Source organism: Halobaculum sp. MBLA0143 (assembly GCF_041361465.1).
Lineage (GTDB): Archaea > Halobacteriota > Halobacteria > Halobacteriales > Haloferacaceae > JAHENP01.
The window spans coordinates 1,038,808-1,057,542 of sequence record NZ_JBGKAC010000001.1; the positions used below are offsets into that span (position 1 = coordinate 1,038,808).

The 18,735-nt window shown below is 70.3% G+C and carries 19 protein-coding genes; 12 read left to right on the forward strand and 7 right to left on the reverse strand.

Annotation, left to right across the window (positions count from 1 at the left end; translation table 11 throughout):
* Positions 1 to 8 precede the first annotated feature (8 nt).
* Both RYH79_RS05435 and RYH79_RS05440 read right to left on the reverse strand, forming a co-directional pair.
* Positions 9 to 1,424 (reverse strand): Hvo_1808 family surface protein, encoded by a 1,416-nt coding sequence (locus tag RYH79_RS05435; RefSeq protein WP_370896998.1) that lies wholly within the window; start codon positions 1,422 to 1,424, stop codon positions 9 to 11.
* 55 nt (positions 1,425 to 1,479) lie between these two features.
* On the reverse strand, positions 1,480 to 2,841 hold the full coding sequence (locus RYH79_RS05440) for an Hvo_1808 family surface protein (RefSeq protein ID WP_370897000.1): 1,362 nt from the start codon (positions 2,839 to 2,841) through the stop codon (positions 1,480 to 1,482).
* A gap of 142 nt (positions 2,842 to 2,983) precedes the next feature.
* On the opposite strand from RYH79_RS05440, the gene RYH79_RS05445 reads away from it, so the two are divergent.
* The 3 genes from RYH79_RS05445 to RYH79_RS05455 all read left to right on the forward strand — a co-directional run bounded on the left by RYH79_RS05445 (position 2,984) and on the right by RYH79_RS05455 (position 6,516).
* A complete protein-coding gene (locus RYH79_RS05445) occupies positions 2,984 to 4,153 on the forward strand; it encodes an SPFH domain-containing protein (RefSeq protein ID WP_370897002.1) in 1,170 nt (389 codons plus the stop codon).
* A gap of 133 nt (positions 4,154 to 4,286) precedes the next feature.
* Positions 4,287 to 4,907, forward strand: a complete 621-nt coding sequence (locus tag RYH79_RS05450) for a winged helix-turn-helix transcriptional regulator (RefSeq protein ID WP_370897004.1) — start codon at positions 4,287 to 4,289, stop codon at positions 4,905 to 4,907.
* Positions 4,908 to 5,169: 262 nt separating this feature from the next.
* Positions 5,170 to 6,516, forward strand: coding sequence for a TiaS agmantine-binding domain-containing protein (locus RYH79_RS05455; RefSeq protein ID WP_370897006.1), 1,347 nt, complete (start codon positions 5,170 to 5,172; stop codon positions 6,514 to 6,516).
* On the opposite strand, the gene RYH79_RS05460 is transcribed toward RYH79_RS05455, so the two are convergent.
* Together RYH79_RS05460 and RYH79_RS05465 are read right to left on the reverse strand one after the other, a co-directional pair.
* Entirely contained in the window at positions 6,517 to 6,891 is a 375-nt protein-coding gene (locus RYH79_RS05460) for a DUF7113 family protein (RefSeq protein WP_370897008.1), read from the reverse strand.
* A 39-nt stretch (positions 6,892 to 6,930) separates the two neighbouring features.
* Positions 6,931 to 7,620 (reverse strand): DUF4013 domain-containing protein, encoded by a 690-nt coding sequence (locus RYH79_RS05465; RefSeq protein ID WP_370897010.1) that lies wholly within the window; start codon positions 7,618 to 7,620, stop codon positions 6,931 to 6,933.
* A gap of 116 nt (positions 7,621 to 7,736) precedes the next feature.
* Between RYH79_RS05465 and RYH79_RS05470 the strand changes: the two genes are divergently transcribed.
* From RYH79_RS05470 to RYH79_RS05500, 7 genes are all read left to right on the forward strand, one after another.
* Entirely contained in the window at positions 7,737 to 8,576 is an 840-nt protein-coding gene (locus RYH79_RS05470; protein ID WP_370897012.1) for an MBL fold metallo-hydrolase, read from the forward strand.
* 71 nt (positions 8,577 to 8,647) lie between these two features.
* On the forward strand, positions 8,648 to 11,179 hold the full coding sequence (locus RYH79_RS05475) for a hypothetical protein (RefSeq protein ID WP_370897014.1): 2,532 nt from the start codon (positions 8,648 to 8,650) through the stop codon (positions 11,177 to 11,179).
* Between the two features lie 43 nt (positions 11,180 to 11,222).
* Complete coding sequence (locus tag RYH79_RS05480; RefSeq protein ID WP_370897016.1) at positions 11,223 to 12,119, forward strand: phosphoribosyltransferase HisG-related protein; 897 nt, start codon at positions 11,223 to 11,225, stop codon at positions 12,117 to 12,119.
* Between the two features lie 252 nt (positions 12,120 to 12,371).
* Entirely contained in the window at positions 12,372 to 13,751 is a 1,380-nt protein-coding gene (locus tag RYH79_RS05485) for a hypothetical protein (RefSeq protein WP_370897018.1), read from the forward strand.
* Positions 13,748 to 14,026, forward strand: a complete 279-nt coding sequence (locus RYH79_RS05490) for a C2H2-type zinc finger protein (RefSeq protein WP_370897020.1) — start codon at positions 13,748 to 13,750, stop codon at positions 14,024 to 14,026. Before RYH79_RS05485 ends, RYH79_RS05490 begins: the two co-directional genes overlap by 4 nt.
* 73 nt (positions 14,027 to 14,099) lie before the next feature.
* The gene (locus RYH79_RS05495) at positions 14,100 to 14,255 is read left to right on the forward strand and encodes a DUF7563 family protein (RefSeq protein WP_021045078.1); all 156 of its coding nucleotides are present in this window, start codon (positions 14,100 to 14,102) and stop codon (positions 14,253 to 14,255) included.
* A 146-nt stretch (positions 14,256 to 14,401) separates the two neighbouring features.
* Positions 14,402 to 15,868, forward strand: coding sequence for a DASH family cryptochrome (locus RYH79_RS05500; protein ID WP_370897022.1), 1,467 nt, complete (start codon positions 14,402 to 14,404; stop codon positions 15,866 to 15,868).
* On the opposite strand, the gene psmB is transcribed toward RYH79_RS05500, so the two are convergent.
* The 3 genes from psmB to RYH79_RS05515 all read right to left on the reverse strand — a co-directional run bounded on the left by psmB (position 15,869) and on the right by RYH79_RS05515 (position 17,268).
* Entirely contained in the window at positions 15,869 to 16,588 is a 720-nt protein-coding gene (gene psmB / locus RYH79_RS05505; RefSeq protein WP_370897024.1) for an archaeal proteasome endopeptidase complex subunit beta, read from the reverse strand.
* A gap of 74 nt (positions 16,589 to 16,662) precedes the next feature.
* On the reverse strand, positions 16,663 to 17,043 hold the full coding sequence (locus tag RYH79_RS05510) for a hypothetical protein (protein ID WP_370897026.1): 381 nt from the start codon (positions 17,041 to 17,043) through the stop codon (positions 16,663 to 16,665).
* Between the two features lie 33 nt (positions 17,044 to 17,076).
* Complete coding sequence (locus RYH79_RS05515; protein WP_370897028.1) at positions 17,077 to 17,268, reverse strand: hypothetical protein; 192 nt, start codon at positions 17,266 to 17,268, stop codon at positions 17,077 to 17,079.
* A 284-nt stretch (positions 17,269 to 17,552) separates the two neighbouring features.
* Here RYH79_RS05515 and RYH79_RS05520 point away from each other — a divergent pair, with 284 nt between their 5' ends.
* Positions 17,553 to 17,930, forward strand: a complete 378-nt coding sequence (locus RYH79_RS05520; protein WP_370897030.1) for a DUF555 domain-containing protein — start codon at positions 17,553 to 17,555, stop codon at positions 17,928 to 17,930.
* Between the two features lie 50 nt (positions 17,931 to 17,980).
* The gene (locus RYH79_RS05525) at positions 17,981 to 18,529 is read left to right on the forward strand and encodes a CBS domain-containing protein (protein WP_370897032.1); all 549 of its coding nucleotides are present in this window, start codon (positions 17,981 to 17,983) and stop codon (positions 18,527 to 18,529) included.
* The last annotated feature ends 206 nt before the right edge of the window (positions 18,530 to 18,735 follow it).

The following is an 18,735-nucleotide window of genomic DNA, read 5'->3' on the forward strand; positions in this document are numbered from 1 at the left end:
CCGCCGCTCTACTCCGAGGCTCTGATCTGCTTCACGTCCTCCACGGTCGGTGCGTTCGTCACGACGACCGTGTCACCGTCGCGTGTCACCACGAAGGCGTCGGCGAACGGACCGTCCGGGATCACGTACGTGTCGTTCCCGACTGATCGGGCGCCCTGTCGTTCCAGCCCCTCGCGGTAGGCGGCGGCGAACTCGCGGGCGTCGGCGGTCGTGTCCCACCGGAGCCGCCAGACGTAGCCGTCGCGGTCGCTGTCGGTGTAGGCGACGAGCGTGTCGCCAGCCCAGCCCGTGGACGCCTCGACGGCGTACGTCTGTGGGGCGTACGGGCCGTCACGCTGGGTGAAGTTCTCGAAGCTGACGTAGCCGGTGTTCAACAGCGTCGCGTACACGCCGAGTTCGCCGAGCGTACGATTGTCGGCGCCGGGGAGTGGCCACCACTCTTCGCCCGATCGGTCGGCCTCTCGCACTCGGACGGCCGTCTCCGTTGGGTACGTCTCGGGGTGGGTCGTCTGTTCGGTCGTCGTCGGCGGGTCGTCGTAGGCGGCGTTCACGGCCTCCCAGCCGCCACGCTCGTAGAGCTCGTGGACGAAGTCCGTGCCCTCGGCGTACGGCTGATAGAAGATCGGGAGCAGCCTCCGCTCGTAGTCGATCTCGTTGTCGTCGTCGGTGTCGGTGTCGACGCCGTCGCCACCGCCGTCGTCTGGCACCGGGAGACAGGACCACTCCGTGTCACACCGCTCGGCGTACAGCCGCTCGACGTAGCGGGCGTCACCCTCCCTGAGTCCACGCAGCGCGTAGTTCCGGTCGAACCCCTCGGTAACCGTCCGCTCGAAGTGTCGGGCCTGGAGCGCGTGGACGAGTTCGTGCGCGAGCGTCCGTGTGTTCACCGTCGGGTTCTCGGTGTCGCTCACGAGGACGATCTCGTCCGCCCGAGAGTCGTAGAAGCCCAGGAGCGAACTGCCGGAGAGTTCGCGGTACGCCTCCGCGTACGACGTGTTCTCTCCGACGGCGAACAACGCCTCGTACTGCTGTCGTTCGACACGCTCGCCGCGCGGGGGCAGCGAGCGGTCGGGTGCGCCCCCGCGGAAGTTCTCTCGCGAGACCACGCGGATGTCGACGGACCCCGTGAACTCCAGCCCGCGAATCAGTTCGACACGGGCCATCGTCCGGTCCAGAACGTCTTCGAGCTCTCTGTCCGTGAGGCCGTCACTCGGCGTGATGTCCAACTCGGCGGTGGCTTCGACGTGGTCTTCGACGCCTAGCTCGTCGTCGACGGTCATCCGCGAGACCGCCGCGTCCGACTCCCCAGAGTCTGTGGCGGCCGCCGCCGTCACCTCCGGGCCGTCGCCGGGGCTGCCACCCCCGCCACAGCCAGCCAACACCAGACACAGACAGACGACTACCGCCGTGATCGGGCGTTTCACAGCCAATTGACTACGCCGCCAAAAGTTAAAAAGTACTCATACTGACACGACGAGATCACGCCGCGTCGTCGCTCCGTGGGGTCCGAACCTCGTCGAGCGCGGCGACGGTCGGCGCGTTCGTCACCACCACGGTGTCGCCCTCGCGTGTCACCCGGAACGCGTCGGCGAAGCCGCCGCTGGGAATCACGTACGTGTCGTCGCCGACGGATCCGGCGCCCTGTCGTTCCAGTCCCTCGCGGTATGCGGCGGCGAACGCCCGGGCGTCGGCGGTCGTGTCCCACCGGAGCTTCCAGACGTAGGCGGCGCGGTCCCCGTCGGCGTACGCGACGAGCCGGTCGCCGGCCCAGCCCGTGGACGCCTCGGCAGCGTACGTCCGACTGGAGTAGGGGCCGTCGGCCTCGTAGTAGCGCTCCCGTGGGACGGCACCGGCACCCCACAGCGCCGTGAACGCGCCGAGTTCACCCAGCGTCCGGCTCTCCACCCGTTCCCACGCCGGACCGGAGCGATCGGTCACAGTCACCGCGACCGGTCGTTCGTCGGGGTAGGCCTCGGGGTGGATCGTCTGTTCCGTCGAGACCGGCGGGTCGCCGTAGGCGGCGTTCACGGCGTCCCAGCCGCCGCGCTCGTGGAGTGCGTGGACGAAGCCGGCGCCGTCGGCGTACGGCTGGTAGACGACCGCGAACAGCCCGCGGTCGTAGTCGACGCCGTCGCCACCGTCGCCGTCGTCCGTCGGCGTCGGGAGACAGGACCACTCCGTGTCACACCGCTCGGCGTACAACGTGTCGACGTAGCGCGCGTCACCCTCCACGAGACCGGTGTAGGCGGTCCTGGCGTCGTGGCCGTCCGGGCGGCGGCCGCCGAAGTGTTGATTCTGGAGCGCGTGGACGAGTTCGTGTGCGAGCGTCCGGGTGTCGATCCGGGGGCGCGAGCCGCCGACGACGACGATCTCGTTGCTGGCGGCGTCGTAGTACCCCGCGACGGCGCTGCCGTACAGCTCGTCGTAGGCGGCGCCGACGGACTCGGCTTCGCCCAGCAGGAACGTGGCCTCGAACTGTTGTTCGCGGAGGCGTCTGGTCTGTGGCGCCACCGTGGCGCCGAAGGCGGCCTCCTCGCGGTACTCCGCCCGGGAGAGCACTCGGAGCCCGACGGGCTGGGTGAACTCCAAGCCGCGGATCAGTTCCACCCGGGCCATCGTTCGGTCCAAGACGAGCCCGAGTTCGTCTCTGGTGAGCCCGTCGGAAGCCGTCACGTTCAACCGGGCGTCGGCGGCGACGCCGTCCTCGACGCCGAGCCGCTCCGGCGCGTCGGTGCCGACGAGGGGACTCGACGACGGGGTCCGTGGCGGGGCGGCGGCACCGCCACAGCCGGCGAGAACCAGACACAGACAGACGAGCACCGCGGGGAGGGCCCGTGACACAGTCTCTCGTGGCTGTCCCGTGAACAAAAGCGTGTCCACCGCGGCCACGGGCGTCGGTGGAACCGCCAGAGGTGACCGGGACCGGCAACAGGAACTGAAAGCAGTAGGAACACTTACACCCGGGAGTCACGAAGTAACGAGCATGGTTCCCGTACCACTACAGGCGGGCTTCAGCCTGGCGCTAGTCGGACTGTTGTTCCTCCTGCTGGCGGTCGTCACCGTCTGGCAGTCCGTGGTCATCGTCGACGCCTACGAGAAGAAGGCGAAGACGGTGTTCGGGCAGTTCGACACGCTGCTGGACCCCGGGATCAACTTCGTGGAGCCGTTCGTCTCCAACACCCACGCGTTCGACATGCGGACGCAGACTCTGGACGTGCCGCGTCAGGAGGCGATCACCCGGGACAACTCCCCGGTGACCGCCGACGCCGTCGTCTACATCAAGGTGATGGACGCCAAGAAGGCGTTCCTGGAGGTTGAAGACTACAAGACGGCCGTCTCGAACCTGGCCCAGACCACACTGCGTGCCGTGCTGGGTGACATGGACTTAGACGACACGCTGAACAAGCGCCAAGAGATCAACGCTCGCATCCGCAAGGAGCTCGACGAGCCGACCGACGAGTGGGGTATCCGAGTGGAGTCCGTCGAGGTGCGGGAGGTCAACCCCTCGAAGGACGTCCAACAGGCGATGGAGCAACAGACCTCCGCCGAGCGGAAGCGGCGGGCCATGATCCTGGAGGCGCAGGGTGAGCGCCGCTCCGCCATCGAGGAGGCGGAAGGGGAGAAGGAGTCGAACATCATCCGCGCCCAGGGTGAAAAGCAGAGCCAGATCCTGGAGGCACAGGGTGACGCAATCTCCACCGTGCTGCGCGCGAAGTCCGCCCAGTCGATGGGCGAGCGTGCGATCATCGAGAGAGGGATGGAGACGCTGGAGTCCATCGGCGAAGGGGAGTCGACGACGTTCGTGCTCCCGCAGGAGCTCACCTCGTTGGTCGGTCGCTACGGCAAGACGCTCACCGGCTCCGACGTCCAGGAGTCCGAGGGGCTCGACTCGCTCGACTTCGGCGACGAGACTCGCGAGATGCTCGGGCTAGACGACATCGACGAGATGATCGGACAGCTCGACGAGATCGAGGGGATGGAAGGGATGAGCGACGACGTCGAGAACGGCGAGGACTCGATCGCCGACATGGACGAGGTCGTCGGCGACGGCGAAGACCAGATCGAGTCCACAGAAGACGTCACGGGCGGCGACGGCACGGTCGACCAACCGGACGAGCCGCTCAGTGAGGAGCTCGAGACGGAAGTGGAGTAACGCCTCGGCTCGACTACTGCTTCGGGACGGGGGGAGGCGGTCGAACGTGCTCCCCACGCGGTCTCTCGGGTTCTCGGAAGCAGTCGGACCGACGACCCGAACACTTTTTTACACAGGCTCCGTAACGAGTCTCGTGAGCCGAGAGGTAGACGACGAGAAGCGCGACACTCTCCGGCGGTTCGCCGCCCTCGGAGCGGCGACCCCGTTGGTGTCGGCGGAGGCGACCGCCGAGAGCGACGACGGCGACGACCGCTCGGCCGTGCGGGACGCGATCCGGGGGTACCTCTCGCGGACTCCCGGCGCACACTTCTCGAAGCTGCGCGACGATCTACGGCTGGGGACGGGGGAGACCCAACACCACCTCCGCACCCTGGAGTCGGAGGGGGCTGTCGTCTCCACCCGCGACGGCGACTACCGTAGATTCTACCCCGCCGGGCAGTTCTCCGCGTTCGAACAGACGGCACTGGGCTACCTCCGCCGCGAGACCGCACGCGGAGTCGTCGTAACCCTGTTGCGGGAGCCGGACGCCTCCGGTGCGGACGTGGCCCGGGCGCTGGACGTCTCCCGACCGACCGTCTCGAACTACGTCGGCGAACTGGAGTCGGCCGGGCTGTTGGACCGGTCGGACGGCTACGCCGTGGTGCGCCCGGAGACGATCATCACGCTGCTCGTCCGGTACGCGGACTCCTTCGGCCCGGACGCGGCGGCGTTCGCCGACGACGCTGCCGCCGACCTCGTCTCGTACGACGGCTGATCGCCGTCCTCGTCTCGTGCGACGGCTGATCGCCGTCCTCGTCTCGTACGACGGCTGATCGCCGTCCTCGTCTCGTGCGACGGCTGATCGCCGTCCTCGTCTCGTGCGACGGCTGATCGCCGACCTCGTCTCGTACGACGGCTGATCGCCGTCCTCGTCTCGTGCGACGGCTGATCGCCGACCTCGTCTCGTACGACGACGCCGCCGTTCGGGTGAAGCGCCGACCACAACCGTCAACAGCCACGACACCGGAGCCACCCCCGTGACAGTCGTCGCCGTCGACGACACCGACTCCCGGACGGAGGGGATGTGTACGACGTACCTCGCGGCGCGGCTCGCCGAGCGACTGCCGACGGAGCGCCGGCTCCTCGTCCGGCTGTCGCCCGCGGTCGCCCACAAGACCCGCGGCAACGCCGCCGTCGCAGTCCACACGACGGCCGCCCCCGACCGGGCCCGCGAGGCGGCCGTCGACCTCGTTTCGTCGTACGCCGTCGGCGACGCGAGTACGGGCGTCGTCGTCGCTCCAGGCTCGCCGGACGCGGTGGCGCCGGCGGTCGCGTCGTTCGCAGAGACGGCGGTTCGCCGGCCGGTTGACCCCTCCCGGGCGTTGTCGCTGCTGTCGGAGACGGGGTACGACGCCGTCGGCTGGGGTGACGGGCGGCGAGTGGTGGACGACGACCCTGGCGGGGACGAACTCGTCGGTCGCGGGCGGGTCGGGGCGCTGGCGGCCGTCGGCGCCTGGCGGGCCTCGTCCGAGTGGACGTACGAGCGGATCGACTACCGGAAGTTCGAGCGCTGCGGGACACCCCGCGAGGTCGACGCGCGGAGCGTGTTCGCTGCCGCGGCCGACGGCTACCCGGCGGCGTGGGACACGGTCGACCGAGTCGCCGGCGAGGCAGTGTGCGTGCCGAACGCGCCGGGACCGATTCTCTACGGGATTCGTGGTGACGATCCGGACGCGGTCGCGGCGGTCGCCGACGGCGTCGAGGCGGAGCCAGTGGAGCGCTCCGCCGTGTTCGTCACGAACCAGGGGACGGACGCGCACTTGCAGCCCGGAGAGATCGGTGGCCTCCGACAGGACCGAGCGTACCGGGTCGACGGGACGGTGACCGAGTCGCCGACGACACGGGCCGGCGGGCACGTCTTCTTCGAACTCGGCGACGACGGCGGTGACGGAGACAACGGCAGCGACGGCGACGACTGCGACGACGCTGGCGACGACCCCGAGACGGTCGACTGCGTGGCGTTCGAACCCACCGGGCGGTTCCGCGACCGGGTGCGAGCGCTCCGGGTCGGCGACGATGTCACCGTCTGCGGGGAGTACGACGACGGGACGGTGAAGCTGGAGAAGTTCGCCGTCCGGGCGCTCTCCCGGACGGAGCGGGTCGTACCGGAGTGTCCCGAGTGCGGTCGGTCGATGGAGTCGGCCGGCCGCGACCAGGGCTACCGGTGTCGGGACTGCCGGACGACGGCGCCGGGGAAGGCGACCGTCACGGTGGAGCGAGAGCTGGAGTCGGGCTGGTACGAGGTCCCGCCGTCCGCGCGCCGGCACGTCGCCCGGCCGCTCGTCCGCGGCGGGTTCGACGCCCCGACACACCCGGAGTGGTAGCTACTGCTCGTCGCCCTCGGGCCGCTCGACGCTCGGCTCGGCGCCGGGTCGTTCCTCGACGATCTCGATCTCGACGGTCTCCCGGGAGAGGCCGACGCGGGCGAACTGTGTGCGGACGTGGTCTTCGGCCGCGGTCAGGGCGGCCTCGCGGGTCTCGAACCCGCGGGGCATCGGCGACTCGAAGGCGACGCGGATCGTCTCGCCGTCCAACTCCAGCTCCGAACCCCCGCTGTCCACCTGGTAGAAGGCGTCACACACCCAGACGTACGGAGCGTCCTCGTCGGGCGCGCCCTTGAACGAGGGGGCCTCCTCGCCGCGTTCGTACACCGTCCCCGTGAGAGCCGTCCCGCCGGCCCGCCCCCGAACGAGTAACATAGCCGACGTAGGTGGCCCGGGTATTTAAACGGCGTCGGCTCACTCCCCGCGGAGGTCGAGTCTGGAACAGCCCCACCCCCACGCCGCCGCGGCGACCACCTCGGCGTAGAAGACGACGAAGAAGCCGACGCCGACCGACACGAGACTGACGCCGGCGGCGACGCCGACGGCGAGCGCGGTCAGTCCGGTCGCCCAGCCGACGAAGTACCGGGCGTCCGTCGCGGCCTCGCGGACGAGTCGGCCGGAGACGGCCGGGCGGAGCCGGCGGTGTCGGCCGACGGCCGTCAGTGCGGCCGGCAGGGGGTAACAGAACACGGCCGCGGAGACGAACGCGGCGGTGCCACCGACGAGCAACACGCCCGCCTCGCCGGCCGTCGGGGCACCCCCGGTCGCGGCACCGAGCCCGGAGACGCCCCGTAGCGTCACGGCGACGACGGCCGCGGGGACGGCGAGGTAGCCGGCCGCGACGACCGTGCCACGGAGGCCGTCGGCGAGCAGTCGGCGGAGTTGGCCGACGGTCGGCGGGAGGGTGACCACCGCCGGGGCACCGTGGTCGCCGGCGCGGGCGTCGCCGGCGACGTGGACGAGCACCGCGAGGAGGTAGCCGACGACCGGGAGCAGGGGAGCGAAGGGGAGATACACCGCCAAGAGGTGGAGGCCGCCGCCGACGAGCAGCGTCTCGGCCCCGGCGGGGCCTCGGAACGGGTACGCCAGCAGTCCGTCCTGCATCGCCCCGGGCTACCGGTGGTCCGGGTTTCAGGGTGTCGTTCCGTCTCTCGCTCGCTGTGTCGCTCCGTCGCTCCGGAGTGAACAGGGCTTTGTCGCCGGCGGGCGAGTCGCCGGACGTGAAGACGAACGTCCACAGCGACTGGGAGGACTGGCTCCCGACGGCGGTCGCGTCGGCCGACCCGGACGGGCTGGCGCTCTGGTACCTGGGGTGCAACGGGTTCGCGGTCACGACCGGGGAGACGACCGTCTGGATCGACCCGTACCTCGGGACGGGCGACCCGCCGCGGACGGTCCGGATGGTGCCGGTGCCGTTCGACCCGGCGGACGTGACCGCCGCCGACGCGGTGTTGACGACCCACGAACACACGGACCACGTCCACGGGCCGTCACAGGCGCCGATCCTGGCCGAGACCGGTGCGGACCTGTACGCCCCGGACGACTCACTCGCGGTCGCCCGCGAGACGGAGGCCTGGACGGAGACGTGGGACGTGAGCGAGTCGCAGTTCACCGAGGTGACCGAGGGGGACAGCTTCGAGGTCGGCGACCTGACCGTGGACGTGGTCGAGGTGAACGATCCGGACGCGACACACCCGGTCGGCTACGTCCTCCAGTACGACGGGCGGACGGTGTTCCACGGCGGCGACACGAAGCCACACGACGGGTTCACCGCGGTCGGCGAGCGGTACGACGTGGACTTGGCGGTCGTCGCGTTCGGCTCCGTCGGGACGATTCCGGACGAGGAGACGGGCGACCCGGTCGAGACGAAGTGGTACTGTGACGAGAACGAGGCGGTCGCGGTCGCGCGGGCGCTGGACGCCGACCGACTCCTGCCGACCCACTGGGACATGTGGAAGGGGCTGACGGCGGAGCCGACGGCGCTACACGACCACGTCCGGAGCTTCGACGCGCCACGAGACCTGACGGTAGTAGAGATCGGCGACCGCGTCGACCTCTGAGACCGGCGTCGCCCCGTGTCGGGCGTCGTGCAGCCCGAGAGGTTTTTGTGCCGGGTGTTGAACGGACGGACATGAGCCAGGGGTCCGACAGCGACGAATCAGTCGAGGTGGAAGGCGACGGGCTCGTCGTCGACAAGCGGTTCGACGCCGAGGAGTTTCCCGTGCCCGCCATCGCGTTCCGTATCAGCTCCGAGCGAGCGGAGTCCGTGGAGTTCCTGCTCGTCGACCAGATCCCGGAGTCGTTCCCGATGGACCGTGTCGGCTTCCACCCGGACTACGAGGCGGAGCACTGGACCGCCTACCAGGACCACCGTGTGGAGTTCCGCCGGCGGATCGACCCCGGCGAGACGGTGGAGACGGTGTACGGCATCCGGACGGAGGATCTCGACGGCGTCGACGACTTCCTCGTCCCTCCGGCGGTGACGGAGGCCACCGAGGAGAGCGACCCCGCCGGCGACGTGACGGACGTGATCGGCGACGACTCCTCACAGATCGTTCGGGACGTGTTGTCCGGCGACCGCGACGCGGTGCCGGGGACCGACGCCGGCGCGGACGAGTCCGTCCTCGGCGGCGACGACCCGCTGGGGGGCGACGACGGCGGGTTCCTCGGCGGCGGGACGGAGGCCACGGACGACCCAATCGCCGAGGCGAGCGACGGCGACGATCCGTTGGCGGAGTCCAGCGACGACGACGGTCCGTTGGCGGATCCCGGTGACGACGGTCCGTTGGCGGATCCCGGTGACGACGATCCGTTGGCGGATCCCGGTGACGACGATCCGTTGGCGGATCCCGGTGACGACGATCCGTTGGCGGAGTCCAGCGACGACGACGATCCGTTGGCAGACCCCGGTGACGACGATCCGCTGGCGGAGCCTGACCCCGCAGACGACTCGTTCGTCGACTCCGGCGAGGACCCGCTCGCCGACCCCGAGCCCGCGGACGACCCACTCGCAGAACAGGAGTCGCCGGCCCCAGTCGAGACGGACACCGAGCCGACAGCAGAGGAGTCGCCGGCCGAGGAGACGGCGACCGACGAGGGACCGGAGCCGGCGACGGTCGATCCGGACGCGACGGACGCGGTCGGCACGGCAGACGAGACGATCGAGTCACCGGCCGTCGACGAGGGACCGGAGCCGGCGACGGTCGACCCGGACGCGACGGACGTGGTCGGCACGGCAGACGAGACGATCGAGTCGCCGGCCGTGACCGACGACGAGCCAGCGACGGCGGACGCAGAGCCGGCGGCAGCGGACGCGGAGCCGGCGGCAGACGAGCCCGTCGTGCCCGACGAGACGGCGGCGGACCCGGAGCCTGGCGACGCCGCCGACGCAGCCGGAGACGAGCCGGGGCTCGGGACGGTCGAGGCCGCCGACGCGGCGGCGTCAGAGACCGACCACGAGCCGGGCGACGTGGCCGTCGAGGTCGGCGGGACGGACGGCTACGAGGGCGACCGTGGCACGGAGGCGTCGACGGACGACGAGGCGTCCGTCGCGGAGACGCTGGCGACGGAGCTCCGGCGCGGCGAGGTGTCGGCAGAGGCGAAGGCGACCCTGGCACGGGAGTTGGAACTGGACCACTCGACGAGCGTCGACACCCGGATCACCAGACTCCAGTCGCAGGTGGCGGATCTGGAGGCGTACAGCGACGCGCTCGCGGCGTTCATCGACGAGAACGGCACCGGCGACGAGCTGATCCAGGAGTTCGAGGCGGAGACGGCCGAGCTCCGGGAGTCGGTCGAGGAGATGCGCGAGACGGTCGCGGCGGCCGAGCAGGCCCGCGAACGGCTCCGCGAGACGGTCGAGAGCGTCGAGACGGAGGTCGGCGACGTGACCGCGGAGGTGACGGAGTTGAGCCGCGACCTCGGCGTCGCGACCGAGCGGCTGGACGACGTGACGGACGACGTAGCGTCGTTGGACGACCGGGTGGCGGGCGTCGAGACGGACGCGGTCGAGGCGGCGGAGACGGCCGGCGAGGCGGCCGCGACGGCAGACGACGCGCTCGACCGGGCCGCGGGCGCCGAGGAGACGGCCGCGACGGCCCGCGACCGACTGGACGAGGTCGACGAAGACGTGGACGCGGTCGCGGGCGACGTAGAGAGCGTCGCCGACGACGTGCGCGAGGTCGCGGCCGACACGGACGAGCTGTTCGAGGCCGTCGCGGACGTCGACGAGGCGGTCGAGCGGGTGGACGACCGGGTGGACGAGACGGACGACCGGGTGGACGCGGTCGCGAGCGACGTGTCGGCGCTGCGCGAGGAGGTGTCGGAGCTCACCGACACCGTAGACACGACCCGGTCGGAGATGACGGACCGCCACGAGGAGCTGACGACGACGACCGAGGAGTTGGAGGCGTCACTCGCGGAGGTCAGAACGGAGCTGTCGAGTCTGGACGAACGGACGGTCGGGACGGAGGAGCTGTCCGGCGTGCGCGACTCCGTCCGGCAGTTGGAGGGTGAACTGGACACCGTCGAGAGTCTCGTCGACGACCGGGTCGCGGAGGTGCAGTCGTCCGTCCGGGACGTGGAGTCGGACGTGACGGAGCTCCAGGAGTTCCGCGACCAGCTGTCGTCGGCGTTCGGCCCCGGCGGCGACGGGACGGAGTGACGGAAACGAGTCGTTTTTCCCCGACGGCGCGAACCGAACGACGATGACAGCGCCAGTCGCCGTCGCAGTGCCGCGCAAAGGTCGCCCGCTGGAGGCAGCACTCGAACGACTCGCGGGGGTCGGCGGGTCGTCGGCGACGGCGCTGGCCGACGACGTGTCCACGACGCTCCGCTACGAGAAGGCGGTGACCAAAGGGGCGGAGACGGCCGACGCGGACGTGTACGACCGGCTGGCGTCGTACAGCGACACGGACGGCGGACCGGAGTACACGCTCGTGCGGGACGAGCGTGCCGGCCACCCGCGGCGTGTCGTGTTCGACAGCGCCACGATCCGAGCGGACGGCACCCCCGTTCGGCTCGTCGGCCGGGAGGAGCCGTTCCGCGCGCTCCGTACCCACGAGTTCGCGCTGGGGTTCGACTCCGCCGATCTGGTGTTGGAGGAGGTGGTGGCACTGGCGCCGGAGGGGGTCGACTCCATCGCAGACGTGAACGAACGGATCGACCCGCGTGACACGGACGTACGGATCGCAACCGGGCTCGGGGACACCGTCTACCACACGCTGATGGCGACGCCGGAGACGATACCCGCGGGCGAGAGCCTAGACCGGTCGTTCGTCGCCGACTACGAGGGGCCGCTGTGTATCTCGCCGCGCTACGAACGGCTCGTGGAGGCGGTGCTCGGGACGGACGCGCTGTCGGGCGTCGAGTTCAGCTACCCGGAGACGGGGCGTGAGGAGGAGGCGGCCGTCGCCGACACCGGAGTCGGCGTGTACCTCACCGTCACCGGGAGCACGGCCCGCGACCACGGGCTCGTCGTCGGCGAACACCTGTTCCCCAGCGAGACGGTGTTGTTGGAGAACGAGGTGGAGACGACGGACGCCAGCGACCGGCTCCGACGCCGGATCGCGGCGGACGTGGAGACGGCCATCGAGGCGGCCTGACGGCCGCGACGCCGGGAGCGACGCGGCCGACGGTCGTCGGTGTGGTTCGCGTCCCGGCAGTTGTCGGTGGGGAGGTTCGTTCTCCGGCGGTTGTCGGTGAAGGGTTCGTGCTCCGACAGCCTCCGAGCGGTTCGCACGGGCGGGAACTCCACCGGCGACCGCCGGTGCCGGGAGCGTGTCGTCACCGGAGACGTCTCCCGTGACGCAACCGTTTCGCAAGCTACACGACCGCGGCGCCCGAACTCGCCGGCGATGTCGACGCGTCGACGCGCCGCCGTGGCTGCTGCGGTCGGACTCGCCGGGTTGACCGGACGTGGGCTGGCACACAGCGGCGGGCTCCGCGGGACGGCCCCGGAGTCGTTGGCCGTGCCGACGTGGCTGTTCCTGGCGACCGGCGGCGGCGTCGTCGGCGCCTCCTTCCTGCTGGCGTCGTTCGTCACCGACCGGGCGTTCTTGACGCGGATCGACGGCTGGCGCGGGCCGACGGTCCGGGTCGGCCGGGTCGGGGGCGTCGCCGGCCGACTGCTGGGACTCGTGGGGCTGGCGCTCGTACTGATCACCGGGCTGTCTGCGGGGTCGGTCACGCCGACGGAGCCGGCCCGCAACGCCGCGACACTGATCGTCTGGGTCGGGTGGTGGGGGGCGTTCGTCGCCTCCACGTACCTCGTCGGCGACACCTGGCCGACGGTCGACCCGTTCCGGACGGTGGCCGAACTGCTGCCGACGCTGGACCGGGCGTACCCGGACCGCCTGGGAGCGTGGCCGGCGACGGCGGGTGTGCTCGGGCTCGTGTTCCTGGAGGTGGTGACGCCGATGGCGGACGACCCGCGGCTGCTCGCGGTCGTGGTCGCGGGCTACGGGGTCGTGACAGTCGCGGGCGCGGTCGTGTTCGGGTCGGCGACCTGGTTCGGGACGGCCGACCCGTTGTCGCGGCTGGCGGCCGTCTACGGCCGGGTGGCGCCGGTTGCCCGGACCGGAGACGGCTGGACCGTCCGGCTGCCCGGCACCGGCGCGACGGAGACGGACTGGGTGACGGGTCGCGACGAGGTGGCGTTGGTCGTCGCCGTCGTGTACGCGACGACGTACGACGGCTTCGTCGGCACCGGGCTGTGGCAGACGGTCGCGGAGACGGTCGTCGGCGCCGGCCTCCCGCCGTTGGTCGCCTACGTCGGACTCCTGCTCGTCGGGTTCGCCGCCTTCCTCGGTGGACTGTGGGCCGCCGGGCGACTCGCCCGCCGGACGGCGGCGACGTTCCTGACGCCCGCGGCGCTCGTCCGACGGGTGACGCCGTCGCTCTTGGCGATCGCCGCCGGCTACCACCTCGCACACACGCTCGGGACGACGCTGGCGCTGACGCCGGCAACACTGACCGTGCTGGCGGCGCCGGTGTCGCCGCCGGCGACGGTGCCGACACTCGTCGTGCCCGCCTGGTTCGGTGCCGTCGGGATCGCGACCGTCCTGGCCGGTCACCTCCTGGCCGTCTGGGTGGCACACACGGTGTCGTACGACCTGTTCCCGGACAGACTCCAGGCCGTCCGGAGCCAGTACGGGATCACGGTCGTGATGGTGGCGTACACGATGATCGCCCTGTGGATCGTGACGACCCCAGGAGGGGCCCCGCCGTACGTATGACCGACGAACCAGACGACACGGAGCTGTCCGTGCCGGCAGACGCGGAACGGTTCGACTGCCCTCACTGTGACCGAGTGTTCGCGCGCGAACGACACCTGAACCTCCACCGCGGCCAGGCTCACCCGGGCGTCGTGACGGACGCGGAGGCGGCGGCGTACCGCTCGGCCGCCGAGGCGGAGTGGACGGCGCTCAGACGCTACCGCTACGTCGCCTTGGGTGTGCTCGTGTTGCTGTACTTCGGCTTTCTCGTCGCCTTCGCCGTGGTCGGAACGTGACCCACAGACGAGATTCTCGTAAATTGCCGACGGCCCCAAACAATAGGTGGGTGTAGTCCCTGCCGTACGACACATGCCGCAATGTAGAAACTGTGGTTCGTTCGTCACGGAGCGGTACGTCCGAGTGTTCGCGCCACCGGGAATGGACGACGTTCGGGTCTGCCCCTCCTGTGAGGACATGGTCCGCGAGGGGGCCAGTGTCCGCGAGGCCCGATCCAAGCGCGTCTGACACGACTCGCGAGGCGTCTCGACTCTGCAACGGCCGACGACTGTGACGCACGCCGGACGGCCGGGGACCGTCCGGGGTGACGGCGGCTCTCACACCCCCACCGCGTTCTCCAGTGGCCTGAAGTCACCCCGGCCCCTGGTGTGGCTGTGTCCGACACCGACGTTCTCTGGCTGCGACGCGACCTCCGACTCCACGACAGCCCCGCGCTCGCGGCCGCCGCGGCCGCAGACGAACTGCTCGCGGTGTACTGCTTCGACCCCCGGGAGTACGGCGACCGCCCGTTCGGCGGCCGCGACTCCTTCCGCTACCGGAAGACCGGCGCCCACCGGGTCCGGTTCCGGCGGGAGGCGGTCGCCGACCTCCGGGAGCGACTCCGCGAACGGGGCGGCGAACTGCTGGTCCGCCACGAGCGCCCGGAACGGGCGCTGCGGACGGTCGCCGACGCCGTCGACGCCGACACCGTCCACTACCACACCCGGCCGTCGCCCGAGGAGATGGGCGTCGAGGAGGCCGTCCGCGAGCAGTTCCGCAACCGTCCGACGGCGACGGAACGCCACTGGGGGCACACGCTGTACCACGTCGACGACCTCCCGGTCCGGTACACGGAGATTCAGGACACGTACACTCCGTTCCGGAACACGGTGGAGGCGGGCGCCGAGGTGCGCGAGCCGTTGGAGACGCCCGAACTCCCGCCGACGCCGGCGACGGAGCCGTCACCCGGTGAGATCCCGACTCCGGAGACGCTCGGCGTGGAGCCGGCGACACCGGACGACCGGGGTGTCCACCCGTTCCCCGGCGGGGAGTCGGCGGCGCTGGACCGACTGGAGTCGTGGATGTGGGACGGGGACAACCTCCGGTCGTACCGCGACACCCGCAACGGGATGGTCGGTCCGGACTACTCCTCGAAGTTCTCACCGTACCTCAACGAGGGCTGTCTGTCGCCGCGGTACGTGAAACGGGAGGTAGACCGGTACGAGGCGGAACGAGTGTCGAACGACGACACCTACTGGCTCGTGTTCGAACTGCTGTGGCGCGACTTCTTCCAGTTCCAGGTCGCCAAACACGGCGCGACGTTCTTCGAACGGCCGGGGATCAGAGACCGCGAGATCGACTGGGCCGACCCGGAGACGGACCCGAAGGCGGCGAGTCAGTTCCGCCGGTGGTGTGAGGGCGCAACCGGGATCCCGTTCGTGGACGCGAACATGGTCGAGCTGAACCAGACGGGTTACGTGAGCAACCGGGGCCGCCAGATCGCGGCGAGCTTCCTCGCCAACAACCTCCGGATCGACTGGCGTCGGGGGGCGGCGTACTTCGAACGGCGGCTCGTCGACTACGACCCGGCCTCGAACTACGGCAACTGGGCGTACATCGCCGGCGTCGGCAACGACTCGCGCAACCGCCACTTCGACGTGTCCTCACAGGCGGAGAAGTACGACCCCGACGGGACGTTCGTCCGGCGGTGGCTGCCGGCGCTGTCGGACGTCCCGGCCGACGCCGTCCACGAGCCGTGGACGCTGACGCCCGCCCAGCAGCGTCGCCACGGGGTCGAACTGGGTATCGACTACCCGGAGCCCGTCGTCGACTTAGAGGCGAGCTACGAGAAGCTGCCGTAGCTACAGCAACGCGTCGATGTCTTCTTCCTGAGTGACGTCGACACCGTCGTCGGTGACGACCGCGAGGTTGATTCCGTTGCCGGAGGCGGTGTCGCGTTCCATCGCCGACTGGACTGCGCTGACCGCGACCGTCTCGGCGTCGTCGACGGAGATGCCCTCCTCGTACTGCTGTTCCAACACACCGAGGGCGTACTGGGAGCCGGAGCCGGTCACGGTGTAGTTCTCGTACGTCGTGCCGCCAGCGGCGTCGATGGAGAAGACGTGGCTGCCTTCGCTGTCGACGCCGCCCAGGATCGGCTGGACGATGAAGAAGCCGCCGGAGCGCAGCAGGTTCGCCGTCAGCGTCGACAGCGCCTCCATGCTCATGTCCTCGCCGCGGCGGGCCTCGTACAGCCGGACCTCGGCCTTCAGCGTCTCGATGAGGTTCTGTGCGGCGGAGACGGAGCCGGCGATGGTGAGCGCGGCCGTCGGGTGGATCTCCTCCACCTTCTGGACGTTCTTCGAGGAGACCATCGGGCCCAGGGAGGCACGCATGTCCGTCGCCATCACGACGCCGTCGTCGGCCTTCAGGCCGACCGTGGTGGTGCCGGTCTTCATCTCGCCGGCGTCGTCGGCCGCGGCGCGCCGCTCCGTGTCTTCGAACTCACCGATCTCCGGGCCGAACACCGTCTGGTCGTCGACGCCCGAGATCAGATCGTCGGAATCGCTAGTCGGTCGCATTGACGCAGAGTAAGTGGGCGCGGCAGATAAAAGCGTCCTTCCCGTGGTGACGCCGTCGCCGTGATCGGAGGGCCTCACTCCGTCGCCGACTCCGGGTCGGCGTCCGTGCCGTTCCAGTGGCCGACTGCGAATCCGAACACGCCGAGTCCGAGGCCGAGCGCGACGGCGGCGGGGTAGCCGGGAGGCGCGAGCGCGGCCGCGAGCGTCGTCCCGCCGAACGTCAGCCCGCCGCCGAACACCCCCGCGGCGAGGCTCGACCCGTTCCGTCGGCCCCAGACGAGCTCCGGGTGACGGGTCACGAGCAGTCCCGTGGCCGCGTACAGACACCCGACGGCGGCGAGGGTGACGGGGCCAGTGCCGCCGAACACCGGATCACTCTGTCTGGCGAGCCCGGCGACGGCCGTGGCGGCGCCGCCGACCAGCAGTGCCACTCCGTACTGTCGCGTCGAGGTCACGGTCGTGACTGACCGACGCCGTCCGCTTGAGAATTACTCCGTGTCTCCGTCCGTGTGACTGTCGTACGTCTCGTTGGCCCACTCGACGAGCCGGCCGACCGGGAGGACGACCCCGGCCCGGCGGGCCAACAGGGCAAGGGGGAGGGTGACGATCCCGAGCAGGACCGTCACCTGGTGGAGTGTGAACGCCGTCGCGCGTCGAACCGTGCTGGTCGCGTTCGTCATCTGCCGTAGCCGTCACGGGGGTACGCCCAGGTATAAGCCCGTCGCCGGCCCAGCCCGAGGCGTCCCGTCGCCGTCCCGCGATTCCGTCGACCTGGCGGCCGGGCGACACGTTCCCGACCGGTCGACGGTCCGAGTCGGATACTCCCGCTACGTCGGGTGCGGCCAGTGTGTAAGTTACGAGAATAACGGGCGGCGCGTACGCCCGTGTGACGGGCGAGACCGAACCTGTCAGCCGAGCGCACCGAACCGCAAGAGTCGAAAGCCCCACGCTCGAACCGGTGGGTATGAGCAACTACCTCGTCGCGCTGGAGGCTGCGTGGTTGGTGCGAGACGTGGAGGAGGTCGACGACGCTATCGGAGTCGCAGTCAGCGAGGCCGGTCGCCGTCTCAACGAGGCGGACAAGGAGTACGTCGAGGTGAACGTCGGGGCGACCCCGTGTCCCGCCTGTGGCGAGCAGTTCGACTCCGCGTTCATCGCCGCCGAGACGGCGCTCGTCGGACTGTTCCTGGAGATCGAGATCTACAACGCCGACAGCGAGGAACACGCCGCTCGGATCGCCAAGAGCGAGGTCGGCGGCGCACTCCGAGATATCCCCTTGGAGGTGATCGAGGTGGTGGAAGACCCCGATCCGGAGCAGGTCCCCGCAGACGAGGCCGCCTGACCCCCGTCGAGGCGAACAATTTATAAATTACCGGGAGTTATCACACTGTCGTGAATCTGCCGACACCGGGCGACCTCCTGGAGCGCCGGGAGGAGTTGGAGCTGACACAGAGCGAACTCGCCGAGCGCGCCGGGGTGTCACAGCCGTTGATCGCGCGGATCGAGGGCGACGACGTCGACCCCCGGCTGTCGACACTCCGCGGCATCGTCGAGGCGTTGGAGGAGGCCGAAGGCGGGGTCGTCCGCGCCGCGGACGTGATGCACGAGGGGATCGTCAGCGTGTCGCCCGACGACGCCGTCTCCGACGCAGTCACGACGATGGACTCGGAGGCGTACTCCCAGCTCCCGGTGTTGGACAACGGCGTCCCCGTCGGGTCGATCTCCTACACGGACGTGAGCCAGGCCGGCGGGGAGACGGACGACGTCGGGTCGTTCCCCGTCAGCGCCGTCATGAGCGAGTCGTTCCCCAGTGTCGCCCCCGACGCTACGGTCGAGCGCATCCAGAACCTCCTCGACTACTACAAAGCTGTCGTCGTCACGGACGGCGGCACCGCCGTCGGGATCGTCACGGAGGCGGACCTGGCGACGGCCGTCTCCTGACACCCGGAACTACGTCCCACTCCGGCGACGAGTAACCTCTCGAGTGACCTGTCCGACGACGGCGAGAGACAGTTCCCCGGGAGTTACTGTCGGACAAGGTGCGGCGAGGAGAGACACACGACGGACGTGTCGGCGACACTGAGTTCACAGAGCCGACGCAGTTCGACCCGGCTTCTGTGCCGGTCGGGTTCGACGACGCCAGACCG

Coding starts and splice junctions, on each gene's coding strand:
- RYH79_RS05445 (WP_370897002.1), top strand. CDS start 2,984: ATGGTTCCCGTACCACTACAGGCGGGCTTCAGCCTGGCGCTAGTCGGA.
- RYH79_RS05460 (WP_370897008.1), bottom strand. CDS start 6,891: ATGTTACTCGTTCGGGGGCGGGCCGGCGGGACGGCTCTCACGGGGACG.
- RYH79_RS05465 (WP_370897010.1), bottom strand. CDS start 7,620: ATGCAGGACGGACTGCTGGCGTACCCGTTCCGAGGCCCCGCCGGGGCC.
- RYH79_RS05475 (WP_370897014.1), top strand. CDS start 8,648: ATGAGCCAGGGGTCCGACAGCGACGAATCAGTCGAGGTGGAAGGCGAC.
- RYH79_RS05480 (WP_370897016.1), top strand. CDS start 11,223: ATGACAGCGCCAGTCGCCGTCGCAGTGCCGCGCAAAGGTCGCCCGCTG.
- RYH79_RS05485 (WP_370897018.1), top strand. CDS start 12,372: ATGTCGACGCGTCGACGCGCCGCCGTGGCTGCTGCGGTCGGACTCGCC.
- RYH79_RS05490 (WP_370897020.1), top strand. CDS start 13,748: ATGACCGACGAACCAGACGACACGGAGCTGTCCGTGCCGGCAGACGCG.
- RYH79_RS05495 (WP_021045078.1), top strand. CDS start 14,100: ATGCCGCAATGTAGAAACTGTGGTTCGTTCGTCACGGAGCGGTACGTC.
- psmB (WP_370897024.1), bottom strand. CDS start 16,588: ATGCGACCGACTAGCGATTCCGACGATCTGATCTCGGGCGTCGACGAC.
- RYH79_RS05515 (WP_370897028.1), bottom strand. CDS start 17,268: ATGACGAACGCGACCAGCACGGTTCGACGCGCGACGGCGTTCACACTC.
- RYH79_RS05520 (WP_370897030.1), top strand. CDS start 17,553: ATGAGCAACTACCTCGTCGCGCTGGAGGCTGCGTGGTTGGTGCGAGAC.